The sequence below is a fragment of the Arenibacterium halophilum genome (genome assembly GCF_005938225.1).
GTDB classification, from domain to species: domain Bacteria; phylum Pseudomonadota; class Alphaproteobacteria; order Rhodobacterales; family Rhodobacteraceae; genus Arenibacterium; species Arenibacterium halophilum.
The window spans coordinates 1,177,213-1,194,419 of sequence record NZ_VCPC01000001.1 but is presented as its reverse complement, the minus strand read 5'-3'; the positions used below and the strand labels follow the sequence as shown (position 1 = coordinate 1,194,419).

Genomic DNA, 17,207 nt, shown 5'->3' with positions numbered 1-17,207 from the left:
CGTGCGCGCCGTAACGTAAAGCAGCGCCCGGGGTGTTAGCCCTAACGGGTCGGGACGGGGTGTTCGCCGCGATAGTCGTAGAACCCACGGTTGGTCTTGCGGCCAAGCCAGCCGGCCTCGACATATTTGGTCAGCAGCGGGCAGGGGCGGTATTTTGTATCGGCCAGCCCGTCGTGCAGCACGTTCATGATGGCAAGGCAGGTGTCGAGCCCGATGAAATCGGCCAGCTCCAGCGGCCCCATCGGGTGGTTGGCTCCCAGCTTCAGCGATTCGTCGATGGATTTCACGCTGCCGACGCCTTCGTAGAGCGTATAGACCGCCTCGTTGATCATTGGCATCAGGATGCGGTTTACGATGAAGGCGGGGAAATCCTCGGCCGAGGCCGCCGTCTTGCCCAGCTTTTCCACCACGCCAAGGCAGGCCTTGTAGGTCGCCTCGTCGGTGGCGATACCCCGGATCAGTTCGACCAACTGCATCACCGGCACCGGGTTCATGAAGTGGAACCCCATGAAGCGTTCGGGCCGGTCCGTGCGGCTGGCCAGACGGGTGATGGAAATCGACGAGGTGTTCGAGGTAAGGATGGTTTCAGGCTTCAGGTGCGGCTGAAGATCTTCGAAGATCGCCTGTTTCACGCTTTCCCGCTCGGTTGCGGCTTCGATCACCAGATCGGTCTGGCCGATGTCTTTCAGGTGCAGCGTGGTGGTGATCCGGCTCATTGCGGCGGTCATGTCGGATTCGGACACCTTGCCGCGTCCGACCTGACGCGCCAGATTGCCTTCGATGCGTTTGACGGCGGCGTCCAGCGCATCCTGGCTGATGTCGTTCATGATGACGTCAAAGCCTGCCATTGCCATCACATGGGCGATCCCGTTGCCCATCTGGCCCGCGCCGATCACACCGATTTTCTGGATTGTCATGTATTCCGCCCTTTGCTGCGCTGGCAAACCTTATCGGCGCGACGGGGGCAGGGACAAGGGGCCGAGGGGCGTCGGGGATAGAGAAAATTCGCGGTTTAGCGGATTGGTAAGGGTTTTGAGGCCTATTGCCCGACGGGTGAAAAGAACTGGTGGGTGTTATGAGCTTTGACAGGCAAGGCGCGTCAACGCGCGGCGACGACTTATGCAGATATGGGGCATCGCGGATCATGTGCCGGGGGCCGGCGCACGACCTGTCTCCGCCCTATTTCGCGTTTCTTGGCGAAGGTGAAACATTCGGACGTTTCGTGAAGATGCCATATCCGACTTTGGTCGAGGAAATCACAGGCCATTCCTGCGTGAACCTTGGCTGTGCAAACGGCGGTATCGATACCTACCTGCAAGATCCGGACCTGATGAACATCGCGCGACAGGCGGAGCGGGCGGTGGTGCAGGTTATGGGGGCGCAGAACCTTTCGAATCGCTATTTCCGGGTGCATCCGCGCCGCAATGACCGATTTGTCGAGCCGACGATCCTGTTGATCAAAGCCTTCCCCGAGGCAGATTTTTCGGAGATCAATTTCAACAAGCACCTGTTGCAGACCCTGTACCGGATATCGCCGCGGCGCTGCAATCTGGTGGTGGAAGAGCTGAAGCTGACCTGGGTCGATCGTATGCGCGAGATGCTGCGCGGGTTCAAGCGGCGGCCGGTGTTGCTGTGGCTGCGCTATGACAACACGCGCGGCGCGGACGAAAGCGTTGGGCTGGGGCCGAATCCGTTGCTGGTGGATCGCAAGATGATCCAGAAACTGGGGGATGATGCCGCAGAATTGGTGGAGATCGCGGTGAAACCGGCAGGCGCAACGGGCGAGATGGACCGCATGTCGTTCGGGGCATTGGAAACCCCCGCAGCTGCCCATCTGATCGGGCCGCGCTTTCATGGCCGCATCGCCACGCGCCTGAGCGCGGTGTTTCCTCCGGGGCCGGAGTAGGGGGCGACGGGAGGAGGGGGCTCTGCCCCCCTCCGCTGCGCGGAGTCCCCCGGGATATTTGGAGCCCAAAGAAGGGCAGACATGCGAAAGGCCCGCCGGTATGGGGCGGGCCTTTGCGTTGGATTTTAAAGGCTTAGAGCTTTTCGGTCAGCTCGGGGACAGCTTCGAAGAGGTCGGCCACGAGGCCGTAGTCGGCGACCTGGAAGATCGGGGCTTCTTCGTCTTTGTTGATCGCGACGATGATCTTGCTGTCTTTCATGCCTGCAAGGTGCTGGATCGCACCCGAAATGCCGACGGCGACATAGAGATCGGGGGCGACGACCTTGCCGGTCTGGCCCACCTGCCAGTCGTTCGGGGCAAAGCCCGAGTCGACTGCGGCGCGCGAGGCGCCCACAGCGGCGCCAAGTTTGTCGGCCAGCTTCTCGATGATCGCGAAGTTTTCTTCGGACCCGAGACCACGGCCACCCGACACGACGATGCCGGCCGAGGTGAGCTCGGGGCGGTCGGATTCGGCGACCTTGTCTTCGATCCATTCCGACAGGCCGGGGTTTTCCGCGGCCGACACGGTTTCGACCGGGGCCGAACCGCCTTCACCGGCGGCGTCGAAGGTCGAGGTGCGGAAGGTGATGACCTTTTTCGCATCCGACGATTTCACCGTCTGGATCGCGTTGCCGGCATAGATCGGGCGCTCGAACGTGTCGGCGTCGACCACGCCCGAGGCGTCCGAGATCACCATCACGTCGAGCAGCGCGGCCACGCGGGGCATCACGTTCTTGGCGTCGGTGGTGGCCGGGGCAACGATATGGTCATAATCGCCTGCCAGGCTGACGATCAGCGCGGCCGTGGATTCGGCCAGGCGGTGGCCGAGCGAGGCATCTTCGGCGACCAGAACCTTGGACACGCCGTCGATCTTGGCGGCGGCCTCACCGGCGGCAGCGGCAGAGCCGCCCGCGCACAGAACAGTCACGTCGCCAAGCGATTTGGCGGCGGTCACGGCCTTGGCGGTCGCGTCGAGCGAGAGTTCGCCATCGGTCACTTCGGCAAGCAGGAGAACAGCCATCACACGACTCCCTTTTCTTTGAGTTTGGCCACCAGCGTATCGACATCGGGCACCATTTCGCCTGCGGCGCGGGCTTCGGGCTCGGCCGTCTTGACGATTTCAAGGCGCGGGGTGACGTCGACGCCGTAATCGGCGGCGGTCTTTTCATCCAGCGGCTTTTTCTTGGCCTTCATAATGTTCGGCAGCGAGGCATAGCGCGGTTCGTTCAGGCGCAGGTCGACCGTGACGATGGCGGGCATCTTGACCTTGATGGTCTGCAGGCCGCCGTCGACTTCGCGGGTCACCTTGGCGTGGTCGCCGTCGATGTCGAGTTCCGAGGCGAATGTGCCCTGCGACCAGCCCAGCAGCGCCGAGAGCATCTGGCCGGTGGCGTTCATGTCGTTGTCGATCGCCTGCTTGCCCGCAAGGACGAGGCCGGGCTGCTCTTCCTCGACCACCTTGGCGAGGATCTTGGCAACGGCGAGCGGCTCGATGTCCTGGTGCACGTCGTCGGCGGCGATGACCAGGATCGCGCGGTCGGCGCCCATGGCCAGCGCGGTGCGCAGGGTTTCCTGGGCCTGCTTGACGCCGATCGACACGGCGACGATTTCCTCGGCCTTGCCCGCCTCTTTCAGACGAATCGCCTCTTCCACGGCAATTTCGTCAAAGGGGTTCATCGACATCTTCACGTTCGCAAGATCGACACCGCTGCCATCCGCCTTGACGCGGACCTTCACGTTGTAGTCGATCACGCGCTTGACAGGTACCAGTACCTTCATTGGCCGTTCTCTCCTTCGTCAGCCGAGCCGGGTGCGACTCGTATCGGTTTTCGCTTCCCGCGATTGATAGCGGTCTGCGTCATGGGGAAACAGCGCAAAAACGTCGGAAAAGCAAGCCGGAACGTCACGATGTTTCGCTCTGCGGAATATATTTCCGCCAGTTTGCGCTAACCCTCGCCGCGATTGGCGCCCGGGACCCACAGCACATCGTCGGCGCCATTGTCGTTGGCCACGCGGGCGGCCACGAAGAACCAGTCGGACAGGCGGTTCAGGTACATGATCGCGGCCGGGTTCGCCTGATCTTCGGATGCCAGTTCCACCGCAAGCCGCTCGGCCCGGCGGGCGACGGTGCGGCAGACGTGCAGATGCGCGGCCAGCGCCGAGCCACCGGGCAGGACAAAGCTGCGCAATGGGGCAAGGTTGGCGTTCATCGCGTCGATTTCGCGTTCCAGCCGGTCAACCTGGGCCTGCACCATGCGCAGGGGCGGATATTCGGCGGTGGCGTCAGCCTCCATGTCGGGGCGGCAGAGATCGGCGCCAAGATCGAACAGGTCGTTCTGGATGCGCATCAGTGCGGTATCGACGTCGCCGGAGGCGGCCAGACGGGCCACGCCAAGCTGGGCGTTCAGTTCGTCCACCGTGCCATAGGCGGCCACGCGCGGGGCGTATTTGGCGACCCGGTCGTTGTTGCCAAGCGCGGTTGTGCCCTTGTCGCCGGTGCGGGTGTAAATCTTGTTCAGAACCACCATCGCCTAGTTCCCCGTGCCCTTGAGAAACACGAACAGCAGCACGGCCAGCACAGCCAGCCCTTGCAGCAGGATGCGCAGTTGCATGGCCTTGTTGCTGCGTTTCGCGGCTTTTTCGCCTTCGCGGCCGAAATTGCCCACGCCAAAGGCCAGAACGGCAACGACGCCGGCCAGCAGCACGAGGATGAGGATATACAAGGCGGTCATGGGGCCCCCCGAAATTGCAGTTGGCCCGGGATCTAGCGCGAAAGGGCGGCGAAGGCGAATGCCAATTGGCCGCAACCGTCACATGCGCGACAGGATCGCGTCGCTGGCGCGGGTTGACAGGATGCGGCGCAGGATGCCCGCGATCCACGTCGCGCGGGTGACGTAATAGCGTGGGTTCGGGCGAGGAGACTCCAGCGCGCGGATCAGCGTTCCGGTTACCGCGCTGGCGGGCAGTTCGAACCTGTCTTTTGAATTCAGATCGCCCATGCGGGGTATCAGGCTGGATTCATAGGCAGCGCGGTGGGGTGAATTCTGCCAGTCGATGAAGCGGTTGAAGTAAGTCACGCCGTTGCGGCGGAAGTCAGTGGTGATGGGCCCGGGTTCGATCAGCACCACCTGGATGCCGCTACCTTGCAGTTCGAGCCGCATCACGTCGGTCAGCGCCTCGAGCGCGTGCTTGGTCGCTGAATAGGCGCCCCGCCAGCGCATGTAGGTTAGCCCAAGTGCCGAGGAACATTGCACGATATGGCCGAATTTCTGGCGCCGCATCACCGGGATCACTTGCCGGGTCAGATCGTGCCAGCCGAACAGGTTGGATTGGAAAATCTCCTGTAGCCCCTCGGGCGGCAGATCCTCGACCGCGCCGGTCAGCGCGTGGGCGCCGTTGTTGAACAGCGCGTCCAGCCGCCCGCCGGTCTTGTCCAGCACCTCGGCCAGCCCGGATCGGATCGAGTCAGGGTCGCCATAGTCGATCCGGGGCGCATCGAACCCGGTGGCGATCAGCCGGTCGCAATCTTCCTGCTTGCGGCAGGCGGCAAAGACGCGCCAGCCCCGGTCGCGCAGGGCAAGGGCGGCGTCTTCGCCGATGCCCGAGGAACAGCCGGTGATGAGGATCGAGGATGCCATGCGCCGCCCTGCCTGTGGTTCGTGCTGTGCAAAGCCTAGTGGCGTGGCGGGCGAATGCAATGGGGCCTCAGGCCGACCAGTAATAGGCTAGGTAGGTTTGCGCCCGGGGCAGGTGCAATTCGCCCTCGAACCGCGCCTTGGCCCGGCGGACAAGATCCTTTTCCGCCGCGACCCAGACAAAGGGCGTGGGGCTGTCGGGCAGGGGTTCGGTTTCCAGCCGCTGCCACAGGGTTTCCCCCTGGTCGCGGATCAGCCATGTCAGCGTCATGCCCGCGGGCCGCGTCAGGGGGCAGATGTCGTCGGGGTGCCCCACCTCGACCAGCGCGGTACCAGTGGTTGCGGGATCGGCCTGTTCAAGGATCCGGCGGATCGCGGGCAGGGCGGTTTCGTCGCCCGCGATCAGCAGAGCCGTGGTGTCGGGAAAATCGCCGCTGCCGGGGCCGGTCAGGGCGACCGGGTCGCCCGGTTGCGCATTGCGGGCCCAATCGGTGGCGCGCCCGCCGGCGTGCTCGAATACGTCAAAATCAAACGTGCCCGCCTGCGCATCAAGGCTGACGAAGGTATAGGCGGCACGGTGCAGCGCGTCGGCGCCCTTGGGCCAGACGGCGCGGCCGTTTTCGTCGAGCCTTGGCCAGATTGGCGTGAGGCCCTGCGGCGGGATCAGCAGGGAAAAATGCATCCCGCGTTCCTCGATCAACCGGGCGATGTTCGTGCAGGCCAAAGTGACGCGCAGAAAGCGCGGGGCGACGCGGCGCACGGCGCGCACCGTGGCGGTTTGAAAGTTCGGCGGAGTGCTGTTGCGGGGGATGTCGCCCTGCCAGTTCAGCCCGTCGCTCAGGCCCGGGGCGACATCGTCCAGCAACCACAGCAGGTATTCGCGAAAGTGGAACAGGGCGGTGTCATCGTCGGCGTCCAGCCGCAGGGCGATGGCGTCAGCCGTGCGATCCAGCGACAGGCGCGCCAGCGGGGCGGTGACGGTCAGGGTTGAGGCGCTGTCCTGCACGATCAGATCGGCCTCGCGCGCTCGATGGGCCAAACCGGCGATCAGGTCGTCGGGCGCGGGTGTAACGGTACGCGCGGTGATGGTGGCGGCAAGGGTCATGCGGCGCTGCTTTCTGTCGTGTTGTGGCGCCCCAGCGGCAGCACCATCGGTTTGCCCGAAGTCGGATCGGGGATGATCCGGCAGGGCAGGCCGAAGGCCTGTTCCACCGTTGCTTCGGTCAGCACCTCTTGCGGCGGGCCGGCGGCATGGATCGCGCCGTTTTTCATGGCGACCAGCGTATCGGCATAGCGCGCGGCAAGGTTCAGATCGTGCAGCACCATGACGATGGTGGTCTGGCGGTCGCGGTTCAGATCGACCAGCAGATCCAGCACCTCGATCTGGTGGTTGATGTCCAGATAGGTCGTGGGTTCGTCCAGCAGCAGCACATCGGTTTCCTGCGCCAGCGCCATGGCGATCCAGACCCTTTGGCGCTGCCCGCCTGACAGCGCGTCCAGATCGCGGTCGGCCAGCGTGTCGGTGCGGGTGGCGGTCAGGGCGCGGGCCACGGCGCGGTCGTCCTCGGCGCTCCACCTGGCCAGCAGGCCCTTGTGAGGGTGGCGGCCATGGCTGACCAGATCGGCCACCGTGATGCCACCGGGGGCCAGCGGCGTCTGCGGCAACAGGCCAAGGCGGCGCGCCAGCTCTCGGGGCGGTGTGCGGTGAATCGCGCGCCCGTCCAGCAGCACCTGCCCCTGTTCGGGTTTTAGCAGCCGCGACATGCAGCGCAGCAGGGTGGATTTGCCGCAGGCATTCGCCCCGACAATGGCGGTGATGCGCCCGGTCGGCACGGTCAGGTTCAGCCCGCGCAGGATTGCGGCCTGCCCGTATCCGGCGCTGAGGGTTTCGACGGTGAGGGGCTGCATTGGCATCAGAAGGCTCCGGTCCGGTTGGCGCGGACGATCAGGTACACAAGGAAGGGCGCCCCAAGTGCGCCGGTGACGATACCGACGGGGTAGCGCGCGGGCAACATCTGCTGGCCGATGAAATCGCCGATCAGCACCAGTGCGGCGCCGACCAGCCCGGCCATCAGCACGGGCGAGCGGCCGGGCCCGGCCAGACGCATGGCGATGGGCCCGGACAGGAAGGCGGTAAAGGCGATGGGCCCGGTGACGGCGGTGGCAACGGCAATCATCCCGACCGCGCCCAGCATGATCGTGGCACGCGCGCGGGTCAGCGACACACCCAGCGCGGCGGCGGTGTCATCGCCCAGCCGCATCGCCTCGAGGTCGCGGCGGCAGGCCAGAAGCAGCGCGCCGAAGACCGTCAGCGAGACCAGCAACGGCAGCGCCTGCGGCAGGGTCGCTCCGTTGACGCTGCCGGTGAGCCAGCGCAGCGCGTCCTGCAACGTCCACGATGGCGCGCGGGCGAGCGCATAGGCGATGACGCTTTGCAGCATGGCGGCGATGGCGATGCCCACAAGGATCAGCCGCGCCCCCGCAACGCCGTTGCGGAACGACAGCAGGTAGATCGCTGCGGCGACACCAAGGCCCGAGAGCACGGCCAGCAAGGATACCGCCATGCCGGTCAACCCGAAAGCGGTGATCGCCAGAACGGCGGCGGCGCTGGAGCCGATGGAAATGCCGATGATGTCGGGGCTGGCCAACGGATTGCGCAACATGATCTGGAACGCCACGCCGCCAAGGCCAAAGCTGAGCCCGGCGAGGATCGACAGAACCGCGCGCGGCAGGCGCAGTTCGCGCACGGCGAAACTGACGCCGGGCAAATCGTCGCCCGCCAGCGCGCGCAGCACCTGACCCGGCGGGGTGATCGTGTGGCCGACCGAGAGCGTCAGCGCGACCGTGCCCAGCAGCAGCGCGCCCATCAGCAGGCCAAGGCGCAGGCGACGGGCGCTGCGGCGTCTGCGTTGCCGCGCGATGTCGCGGGCGAGGGTGTCGAGTGCGGCGCTCACAGTTCGCGCACCCGGCGCTGGCGCACGATCCAGATGAAGACGGGCGCGCCGACAAAGGCGGTGACGATGCCCACGTCCAGCTCGGACGGGCGGGCGAGCAGCCGGGCCAGCACGTCGGTCCCGATCAGCAGCGCCGCGCCCAGGAGCGCGGAGAACGGAAGCAACCAGCGGTAATCGGCCCCGACCAGCAGGCGGCAGAGGTGCGGCACCACCAGTCCGACAAAGATCAGTGGTCCGCAGGCGGCGGTGGCCGCGCCGCACAGAAGCACCGCCCCCAGGGCCGCCCCGGCCCGCGCCCAGGCCACCCGCGCGCCAAGGGCGGCGGCCGCATCGTCACCCAGGGCAAGCAGGTTGAGGCTGCGTGCCGACATCAGCGACAGCGCGGCGCCCACGGCGAGGAAAGGCAGGCAGGGGGCGATCACGTCAAAGCTCGCTCCGCCGACTCCGCCGACCTGCCACGCCTGCACCCCGCCGGCTATGTCGTTGCGGGGCAGGATGATGGCGGTGGTAAAGGACGAGGTGGCGACCATCGTCGCGGTGCCCGCCAGCGCCAGCTTCAGCGGGGTTGCCCCACCGCGCCCGACCGACCCGATGGCATAGACGAAGGCGGCGGTCAGAGCGGCCCCGGCAATTGCGGCCCAGATATACCCCGTCAGCGTTGCCATGCCGAACCACGCCATGCCGATCACCACGGCCATCGCCGCGCCCGCGTTCACGCCAAGGATGCCGGGATCGGCCAGCGGGTTGCGGGTGACGCCCTGCATCACCGCGCCCGCCAGACCCAGCGCCGCCCCCGCCAGCGCCGCCATCACCGTGCGCGGCACCCGAACGGCCACAACCGCGCGGGCCAGCGTATCGGTGGTGCCTGTGGCCCCGGCGACAATATCGCGCCAATCCACGTCGCGGGTGCCAAGGCTGACCGACAGTACGCCGGCCCCGGCCAGGACCAGCACGGCCACGCCCAGCCACAGCAACCGCCGGTGACGGCTGCGGGCGAGCGTCATGGCTGCGGACAGGGCGATATCGCTCATTCAACGGCCTGCGCGGCGGTGGACAGCAATTGCAGGTATTCGTCCAGAACGGCGGTGATCGACAGCGGCGTGGGGTTGGCAGAGGTGCCCACGGGATTGTTGCCAAGCAGCACGACCGCGCCATTACGGACCGAGGGCAGATGCGCCGTCAGCAGGTTGGATTTCACCCGGTCCAGCAGCGGCTGGCCGCCATAGGTCACGATAATGTCGACATCATCGAAGGTGTCGATCCGCTCGGCGCTGATTTCACCGGCGAACTGGCCGGGCTGACTGGCCTCTTGCACCGCGCGAGGCGAGGCCAGCCCGATGTCGGAGAGGAACTGAACGCGCGTGTCGTTTTCGGAATAGAACCGGATCACCGACAGGTCGCGCACGTCGAGGTGGATGATGAACATTGCCGTCTTGCCAGCGATTTCGGGGTATGCGGCGACCTTTTGCGCGATCTCGCCCTCGATCCTGTCGATCAGCGCATCGCCTTCGGCCACCATGCCAAGACCGGCAGCGTTCAGGCGGATCATGTCGCGCCAGCTGGTGGACCAGGGCGCGGTTTCATAGGGTACGACCGGGGCGATGTTGCTGAGGGTGTCGTAATCGGCGCGGCTGAGGCCGGAATAGGCGGCCAGGATCACCTGCGGCGCGGTGGCGGCCACCGCCTCGAAATCGATGCCATCGCCTTCGTCGAAGAGCACCGGCACCTCGGCCTTCAATTCGTCCAGCCGGTCGGCCACCCAAGGCAGAACACCATCGCCATCGTCATCGCCAAAATTGGCGCGCGCCATGCCTACGGGCACGATCCCGAGCGCCAGCGGTACCTCGTGGTTGGCCCAGGCCACCGTCGCCACGCGGGTCGGCTTTTCTGTGATCGTGGTGCTGCCGAAGGCATGGTCGATCACGATGGGAAAATCCTGTGCCCCGGCAGCTGTTGCAAAAAACGATGCAATTGCAATGACGTATGGCGCAAGCGACGGGCGAAGAGGCAGGGAAATCGGCACGGGGAAAGCTCCGGCTTGACAAGTCGAGTGTTTTTGTCGGTTTTTCACCTAACGTCGATGAGGTCAAGCCCGGGTACCCGGTTGGCGCGCGCGCCTCAGGTTGGTGGACAATTTCCGACAAAAATTGTCGGCTTGCCTTGTGCAGGCGGAAAACCCCATGCTATCCGCAGCTAAGTGAGTCGCCGGAAACAGCTGTGATATTCGGGCCGACTCGCGCCAGGGTCGCCATGTGCCAGCCCCGGCCGCCAGCGTTTCCACGACGCCAGCCAGATAACAATTCACACGAAACGATCGGGGACGATGGGATGAACGATATGCTTTTGCGCGCGGGTTTGACGGGTGCGGGACGCCTGCTGGGGTGTACAGCACTGGTCTGTCTGCCGGTGGCGGCGCTGGCGCAGGACGGCACGCTGGACGGTGACGGGGCGTATCGCCTGTCGCCGATCATCGTCGATATGGGGCGCCCGGCGGATGACGATCAGGCCTCGATCGTGGCACAAGAGCTGTGGGTCGGCGGCAAGGTCGCGACGAGCATCCTTGATACGCCCGCCGCCGTGTCGGTCATCACCGCGCGCGAGATCGAGGCGCGCAACGCCCGCAAGGTCGAGGAGGTGCTGAACTATTCCTCGGGGATCGTGACCGATTATTACGGCACCGACGACCGCAACGATTACTACCTCGTGCGCGGGTTCCAGGCCTCGACCTATCGCGACGGGCTGACGCTGGGCTCGATGCGCGGTGTGCGCGAAGAACCCTATGCCTATGACCGGCTGGAAGTGGTGAAGGGCGGCAACTCGACCCTGTTCGGCACCTCGGATCCGGGCGGCACCGTGAACTTCGTCACCAAGACGCCGACGTTCCGCCGCCACGGCGAATTTTTCGGCAGTTACGGCAGCCACAACCAGCGCCAGATCGGGTTCGACATCGGCGATACGCTGAACGACAGCCAGACGCTGGCTTATCGCTTTGTCGGCAAGGTGCAGGACGGCGGGCTGGAATACGCCAGTTCGCGCGATGACGAGACATTCCTGCTGGGCAGCGTGGCCTGGGCGCCGACGGATGCGACCAAGCTGACGTTCACGCTGGATTATCTGGATCGCGACGGCACGCCCAACAGCGGCGGCTATCCGCTGGATGCCTATTACGACCGGGGCAGTTTCTACGGCGAGCCGACGTTCAACTATCACAATGTGGAGCGGCTGAGTTTCACCACCACGTTCCAACACGACTTTGGCAACGGGCTGAGCCTGCGCGCGAACCTGCGTTACAGCGATTTGGAAGACAGTTTTGGCTATGTCTATGTGAACGACAACGCGGCGCGGGTCGGGACACTGGTGAACCGCGATTTCTTTGGCACCGACAGCACCGCGAAAGAGGTGATCGGCAACGCGATCGTGCAATATGACACCGGGTTCGGCAGCGTCGACAGCAGCACGCTGGCGGGGATCGAATTCCGCGATGCTTCGACCACGGCGTCGAGCTTCTATGGTAACCATACCCAGATCGACACGGCGAACCCGGTCTATACGGGTGCGCCGACGGGCTATGTGCCCTATAGCGTTCAGGCCAATGAGTTCACGACCAAGTCACTGTTCCTGCAGCAGAACTTTTCCTTCTCGGATCGCGTGGTGGCGACCTTTGGCGCGCGGCGTGACTGGCTGGACATCACCAACGTGAACAGCTCGACCGGGACGGCGGTGACGACGCGGGGCACATTCGCGGAGACATCCTATCGCGCGGCGCTGACCTACAAGTTTACCGACTCGCTGTCGGCCTATGCCAGCTTTGTCGAATCGGTGGCGCCGCCTTCGATCGGGACACAGCCCGAGCGCGGCGAGCAATACGAGATCGGGTTGAAGTATCGCCCCGAGGCTGTGAACGCGCTGTTCACCGCTTCGATCTATGACCTGACCAAGAAGAACGTCGTGGTGCCCGTGGTGCTGCCCAGCGGCGTGATCGACCGGCAAACCATCGGTCAATCGCGGGTGAAGGGGCTGGAGCTGGAAGCCAAGGGCGAGCTGGCCAACAATCTGAGCTTCGCCGCGGCCTATGCTTATCAGAAGTCGGAATATGTGCGCGGCGTGGTGCGGGGCACGACAGTTGACGGCAATGAATTCGCCACTGTGCCGAACCACATCGCCTCGCTCTGGCTGAATTACGATCTGCCGGGCAACGGGCGCCGGGGCGACATGACGTTCGGTGTGGGCGCGCGCTATGTCGGGTCGTATTACTACAACGTCTACAACACCGGCGGAGAGAGCCCGGCGCAGTTGTATCTGGATGCAGCGGTATCATACGAGGTGGCCGAGGGCACGGTTCTGAGCGTGAACGTAGCGAACCTGACCGACCGGCAGTATGTGGTGGGGCGTGGTACCGCAGCCTATTACAATCCGGGCCGGACGATCACCGCAACACTCAAGCACAGCTGGTAAGCGCGCGGAGGGTGATCGAGAAGGGGGCCGCTGGCCCCCTTTTTTGTCTGGAGAGGGAAGAGGGGGCTCTGCCCCCACCCCTTTTGGGGTTCCCCCGGGATATTTGGAGCCCAAAGAAGATGGGGGATGCGGTTCTTGAAACCGCTGCGGTCAGTCGCTTTGGGGACTGACCAAACGGGCGGCGATCCAGCCGACGCGATCCGCGGGCAGGGCGCGCAGGCGGAGCCAGCCACTGCCGTTATCTTCCAGCACTTCGACGCTGTCGCCCTTGGCAAGGCGCATCAGGATGTCGCTGGAGGTGCCGGGACCGGCGCGCATGTTGACGCGGGTGGCGACGATTTCGCGCATGTCGGCCGCGCGCGTTGGCGTCGGGCGCACCTGTTGGATGCCGTTGGGGTTTGCGGCATTGGCCGCAGGTGGCGGGGTAACCATATCTTGCAGCGAAAAGACACGGGGCTCAGGCTCGGCGGTTTGCGCGGCCGGGGTCGCGCGGTTCGTCTTGTTCGTGCCTTCGTCGGCGCCGAGCGAGGCGAGTACCACCTGCGGTTCTTCGGCGCGCGGCGTTTCCGTGCGGGTCGGGGCCGGGGTCGCGGTCCGGGCCTGGCTCGCGCGGGCCATCTGGCTCTTGGCGATGCGGGTTGTCGCTGGCGCCTTGGGCGTTGCGGCTTCGGCGCTTGCGACGGGTTGGGGCGGCTGGAACTCGGCTCCGCCGCTGAGTTCGTAGAACCCCCAGCCCATGAACAGAAAAGACAGCAGGATATAGCGCGGCATAACGGCCCCCCAGACAACAATCACTTGTGACTCAAATCCGAACGGCAGCTGTTCGGTTCCATCATGGTAGCGTATTTCCGCCGATTCGGGGGATTGGCGGGCCGTTTGGGTTGAAAAAGTGGTGGCTGTTGCAGGGCTGCGCGTCGCTGGCGATGCCTGCAAAGGGCGCTTTACCGCGCGCTTTTGGCAATGTACCACAGCATCTATGAGCGACATCGTAGACGACCCCAACATGGAGCCGCCCGAAGGCGTGGGCGAGGTGGCCGAGCCGCTTCGGCGCGCCATTGGCGAGCGCTATCTGACCTATGCGCTGAGCACGATCATGCACCGGGCGCTGCCCGATGCGCGCGACGGGCTGAAGCCGGTGCACCGGCGGATCATCTACGCGATGAACCGGCTGCGGCTGGCGTCGAACGGGAAATTCCTGAAATCGGCCAAGATTTCCGGCGATACGATGGGGGATTTCCACCCTCATGGCGACGCTGCGATTTACGATGCGATGGCGCGCCTGGCACAGGATTTCGCCGTGCGCTATCCGCTGGTCGACGGGCAGGGCAATTTCGGCAACATTGACGGCGATAACCCGGCTGCCAGCCGCTATACCGAAGCGCGGATGACCTTTGTGGCCGAGGCGTTGCTGAACGGGCTGGACGAGGATGCCGTCGATTTCCGCGACAACTATGACGGGCGGCTGACCGAGCCGGTCGTGCTGCCGGCCGAGTTTCCGAACCTGCTGGCCAACGGGTCGGCCGGGATCGCGGTGGGGATGGCAACGAACATTCCGCCCCACAACATTGCCGAACTGTGCGATGCCTGCCTGCATCTGATCCGCACGCCGGATGCGCGCGACGAAACGCTGTTGAATTATGTACCCGGCCCCGATTTCCCGACCGGTGGCGTCATCGTCGAACCGCCCGAGAACATCGCCCAGGCCTATCGCACCGGGCGCGGCTCGTTCCGGCTGCGCTGTCGGTGGGAGGTGGAGACGCTGGAGCGCGGCACCTGGCAGATCGTGGTGACGGAAATCCCGTACCAGGTGCAGAAATCCAAGCTGATCGAGCGGATCGCTGACCTGATCCAGACAAAGAAGGTGCCGATTCTGGCGGATGTGCGCGATGAAAGCGCCGAGGACATCCGCGTGATCCTTGAACCCCGGTCCAAGAACGTGGATCCGGAGGTGCTGATGGGGATGCTGTTCCGCAACTCGGAGCTCGAGGTGCGGTTCAGCCTGAACATGAACGTTCTGATCGATGGGGTCACGCCCAAGGTCTGTTCGATGAAAGAGGTGCTGCGCGCTTTCCTCGACTTCCGGCAAGAGGTGCTGTTGCGCCGGTCGCGGCACCGGATGGGCAAGATCGACCATCGGCTGGAGGTGTTGGAAGGGTTCATCGTTGCCTTTCTGAACCTTGATCGCGTGATCGACATCATCCGCTATGATGACGACCCGAAGGCCGCGCTGATGCGCGAGGATTGGGGCGTGGATCATGCGCGCGCCATGACCGAGGCGGATTATGTGCCGCCCGCGCCGAGTGATGTGCAAAGCCTGTCCGAGGTACAGGTTGACGCGATTCTGAACATGCGCCTGCGGTCGTTGCGTCGCCTGGAAGAACTGGAGCTGCTGCGCGAGCAGGCCGAGCTGATGGAAGAACGCGCCGGGCTGGAGGATTTGCTGGAGGACGAGGGCCTGCAGTGGGCCCGCATCGCCGATCAGTTGAAAGCGACGAAGAAGACCTTTGGCAAGGACTACGAAGGCGGCGCGCGCCGGACCCGGCTGGAAGAGGCGGGCGAGGTCGAAGAGGTGCCGCTGGAGGCGATGATCGACCGCGAGCCGATCACCGTGGTCTGTTCGCAGATGGGCTGGATCCGCGCGATGACCGGCCATATCGACCTGACCCGCGAGCTGAAGTTCAAGGACGGCGACGCCCCGCGCTTCATGTTCCATGCCGAAACGACGGACAGGTTGTTGGTGTTTGGCTCGAACGGGCGGTTCTATACGCTCTCGGCAGCCAACCTGCCCGGTGGGCGGGGCATGGGGGAACCGCTGCGGCTGATGGTCGATCTGCCCAATGAGGCCGAGATCGTCGACTTGTTCATCCACCGGCCCGACAGGCGGTTGCTGGTTGCCTCGTCAGCGGGCGACGGATTCGTGGTGCCCGAAAACGACGTGATCGCCCAGACGCGGAGCGGCAAGCAGGTGCTGAACGTCCGCGGCGACGTGCGCGCGCGGGTCTGTACGCCAGTGCAGGGCGATGCCGTGGCCGTGGTGGGCGAGAACCGCAAGGTGCTTGTCTTCATGGTCGAGGAACTGCCCGAACTGGGCCGGGGCAAAGGCGTGCGGCTGCAAAAGTACAAGGATGGCGGGATGAGCGATGCGACGACCTTCGTGCTGTCCGAAGGTCTCAGCTGGCTTGACCCCGCTGGCCGGACCCGAACCCAGACCGAACTGGAAGAATGGACCGGCAAGCGCGCCGGCTCGGGCCGGATGGCGCCCCGCGGATTCCCGCGCGACAATCGCTTTACCTAGTGCGGGTTTGCCTAATAGCGGGCGCCGCGCTAGGTGGGTCACGCAACAGCGACAGACAGGAATGCCGATGATCCGACTCCTTGCCATGCTTTTGGGGCTTGCCGTTCTGGCCGGGTGTACCGAAACAAACCCCGAAGCCGATCCGCTGGCCGATCTGGGGGCCTATCGCCTTGGCTATAATGTCGTCGTGGCCGACAAGGCCAAGAAGGGCCCGATCTCGCGCGAGGCGACGCCCGAAGAATGGGAGGGCGTGCTGAAATCTGCCGTGGCGCGGCGTTTTGGCCAGTACAACGGCAACCAGCTTTACCATTTCGGGATCAGTGTCGAAGGCTTCATGCTGGCGCCTCCGGGTGTGCCGATCGTGTTCACGCCGAAATCGGCACTAATCATCAATGTCACCGTCTGGGACGATGCGGCCAATGCCAAGCTGAACCCCGAGGTGAAACAGTTCACGATTTTCGAAACCACAACCGGTGACTCGGCGCTGGTCGGCTCGGGCAACAAGCGGACACGCGAAGAGCAGATGCAGGGGCTCGCGAAAAACGCCGTCGCCGCGATCGAGGATTGGATGGTCGAGATGAAGGCCGAAAAAGGCTGGTTCGAGCCGCGCGCCGGGGCGGCGACTTCGGCCGTGATCCCGCGCGACGAACTGGCCCCCGCTCCGGCGTTGGTGGCCGAGTAGTCGCAACCGCCGCAACAGTGCTTGATTTTCCCTCGCGAAGCCAATATGTGCCGCGCGCAGAGACAAAACCCGGTCTACGGACCCATTTGACAGAAGAAGGTGCCGACAGTCATGGCAAAGGCAAAGTTTGAACGCAACAAACCGCACGTGAACATCGGCACGATTGGTCACGTTGACCACGGCAAGACGACGCTGACGGCGGCGATCACGAAATACTTTGGCGATTTCCGGGCCTACGACC

17 protein-coding genes are annotated in these 17,207 nt (G+C 64.7%); 5 read left to right on the top strand and 12 right to left on the bottom strand.

Annotated features, from left to right (window positions below; translation table 11 throughout):
- Positions 1 to 41 precede the first annotated feature (41 nt).
- Complete coding sequence (locus tag FGK64_RS05775; RefSeq protein WP_138862805.1) at positions 42 to 917, bottom strand: 3-hydroxybutyryl-CoA dehydrogenase; 876 nt, start codon at positions 915 to 917, stop codon at positions 42 to 44.
- A gap of 158 nt (positions 918 to 1,075) precedes the next feature.
- On the opposite strand from FGK64_RS05775, the gene FGK64_RS05770 reads away from it, so the two are divergent.
- A complete protein-coding gene (locus tag FGK64_RS05770) occupies positions 1,076 to 1,906 on the top strand; it encodes a DUF6473 family protein (protein WP_246057680.1) in 831 nt (276 codons plus the stop codon).
- 133 nt (positions 1,907 to 2,039) lie between these two features.
- On the opposite strand, the gene FGK64_RS05765 is transcribed toward FGK64_RS05770, so the two are convergent.
- From FGK64_RS05765 to FGK64_RS05720, 10 genes are all read right to left on the bottom strand, one after another.
- Positions 2,040 to 2,966 carry an electron transfer flavoprotein subunit alpha/FixB family protein gene (locus FGK64_RS05765; RefSeq protein WP_138862803.1) on the bottom strand — a complete coding sequence of 309 codons (927 nt, stop codon included), beginning with the start codon at positions 2,964 to 2,966 and terminating at the stop codon, positions 2,040 to 2,042.
- Positions 2,966 to 3,724: an electron transfer flavoprotein subunit beta/FixA family protein gene (locus FGK64_RS05760; RefSeq protein ID WP_138862802.1), complete on the bottom strand. Its 759-nt coding sequence runs from the start codon at positions 3,722 to 3,724 to the stop codon at positions 2,966 to 2,968. Before FGK64_RS05760 ends, FGK64_RS05765 begins: the two co-directional genes overlap by 1 nt.
- 167 nt (positions 3,725 to 3,891) lie before the next feature.
- Positions 3,892 to 4,473, bottom strand: coding sequence for a cob(I)yrinic acid a,c-diamide adenosyltransferase (locus FGK64_RS05755; protein WP_138862801.1), 582 nt, complete (start codon positions 4,471 to 4,473; stop codon positions 3,892 to 3,894).
- Positions 4,474 to 4,476: 3 nt separating this feature from the next.
- Complete coding sequence (locus tag FGK64_RS05750) at positions 4,477 to 4,677, bottom strand: twin transmembrane helix small protein (protein ID WP_138862800.1); 201 nt, start codon at positions 4,675 to 4,677, stop codon at positions 4,477 to 4,479.
- Between the two features lie 78 nt (positions 4,678 to 4,755).
- Positions 4,756 to 5,583 (bottom strand): SDR family NAD(P)-dependent oxidoreductase, encoded by an 828-nt coding sequence (locus FGK64_RS05745; protein WP_138862799.1) that lies wholly within the window; start codon positions 5,581 to 5,583, stop codon positions 4,756 to 4,758.
- A 67-nt stretch (positions 5,584 to 5,650) separates the two neighbouring features.
- Positions 5,651 to 6,685 carry a siderophore-interacting protein gene (locus FGK64_RS05740; protein WP_138862798.1) on the bottom strand — a complete coding sequence of 345 codons (1,035 nt, stop codon included), beginning with the start codon at positions 6,683 to 6,685 and terminating at the stop codon, positions 5,651 to 5,653.
- Positions 6,682 to 7,494 (bottom strand): ABC transporter ATP-binding protein, encoded by an 813-nt coding sequence (locus FGK64_RS05735; RefSeq protein WP_425456600.1) that lies wholly within the window; start codon positions 7,492 to 7,494, stop codon positions 6,682 to 6,684. The genes FGK64_RS05740 and FGK64_RS05735 overlap by 4 nt, the downstream gene beginning before the upstream one ends.
- Complete coding sequence (locus FGK64_RS05730; RefSeq protein WP_246057679.1) at positions 7,494 to 8,534, bottom strand: FecCD family ABC transporter permease; 1,041 nt, start codon at positions 8,532 to 8,534, stop codon at positions 7,494 to 7,496. The genes FGK64_RS05735 and FGK64_RS05730 overlap by 1 nt, the downstream gene beginning before the upstream one ends.
- Entirely contained in the window at positions 8,531 to 9,565 is a 1,035-nt protein-coding gene (locus tag FGK64_RS05725) for a FecCD family ABC transporter permease (RefSeq protein WP_138862797.1), read from the bottom strand. The genes FGK64_RS05730 and FGK64_RS05725 overlap by 4 nt, the downstream gene beginning before the upstream one ends.
- The gene (locus tag FGK64_RS05720) at positions 9,562 to 10,551 is read right to left on the bottom strand and encodes an iron-siderophore ABC transporter substrate-binding protein (protein WP_171053998.1); all 990 of its coding nucleotides are present in this window, start codon (positions 10,549 to 10,551) and stop codon (positions 9,562 to 9,564) included. The genes FGK64_RS05725 and FGK64_RS05720 overlap by 4 nt, the downstream gene beginning before the upstream one ends.
- 320 nt (positions 10,552 to 10,871) lie before the next feature.
- Between FGK64_RS05720 and FGK64_RS05715 the strand changes: the two genes are divergently transcribed.
- A complete protein-coding gene (locus tag FGK64_RS05715; protein ID WP_425456605.1) occupies positions 10,872 to 12,989 on the top strand; it encodes a TonB-dependent siderophore receptor in 2,118 nt (705 codons plus the stop codon).
- A 150-nt stretch (positions 12,990 to 13,139) separates the two neighbouring features.
- On the opposite strand, the gene FGK64_RS05710 is transcribed toward FGK64_RS05715, so the two are convergent.
- Positions 13,140 to 13,760, bottom strand: coding sequence for an SH3 domain-containing protein (locus FGK64_RS05710; RefSeq protein ID WP_171053983.1), 621 nt, complete (start codon positions 13,758 to 13,760; stop codon positions 13,140 to 13,142).
- A 205-nt stretch (positions 13,761 to 13,965) separates the two neighbouring features.
- Here FGK64_RS05710 and FGK64_RS05705 point away from each other — a divergent pair, with 205 nt between their 5' ends.
- From FGK64_RS05705 to FGK64_RS05695, 3 genes are all read left to right on the top strand, one after another.
- Positions 13,966 to 16,284 (top strand): DNA topoisomerase IV subunit A, encoded by a 2,319-nt coding sequence (locus tag FGK64_RS05705; protein WP_138862794.1) that lies wholly within the window; start codon positions 13,966 to 13,968, stop codon positions 16,282 to 16,284.
- 67 nt (positions 16,285 to 16,351) lie between these two features.
- The gene (locus FGK64_RS05700; RefSeq protein WP_138862793.1) at positions 16,352 to 16,966 is read left to right on the top strand and encodes a hypothetical protein; all 615 of its coding nucleotides are present in this window, start codon (positions 16,352 to 16,354) and stop codon (positions 16,964 to 16,966) included.
- 111 nt (positions 16,967 to 17,077) lie between these two features.
- Positions 17,078 to 17,207: GTP-binding protein (locus FGK64_RS05695; RefSeq protein ID WP_246057696.1), on the top strand; the 130-nt coding region annotated here is incomplete at its 3' end.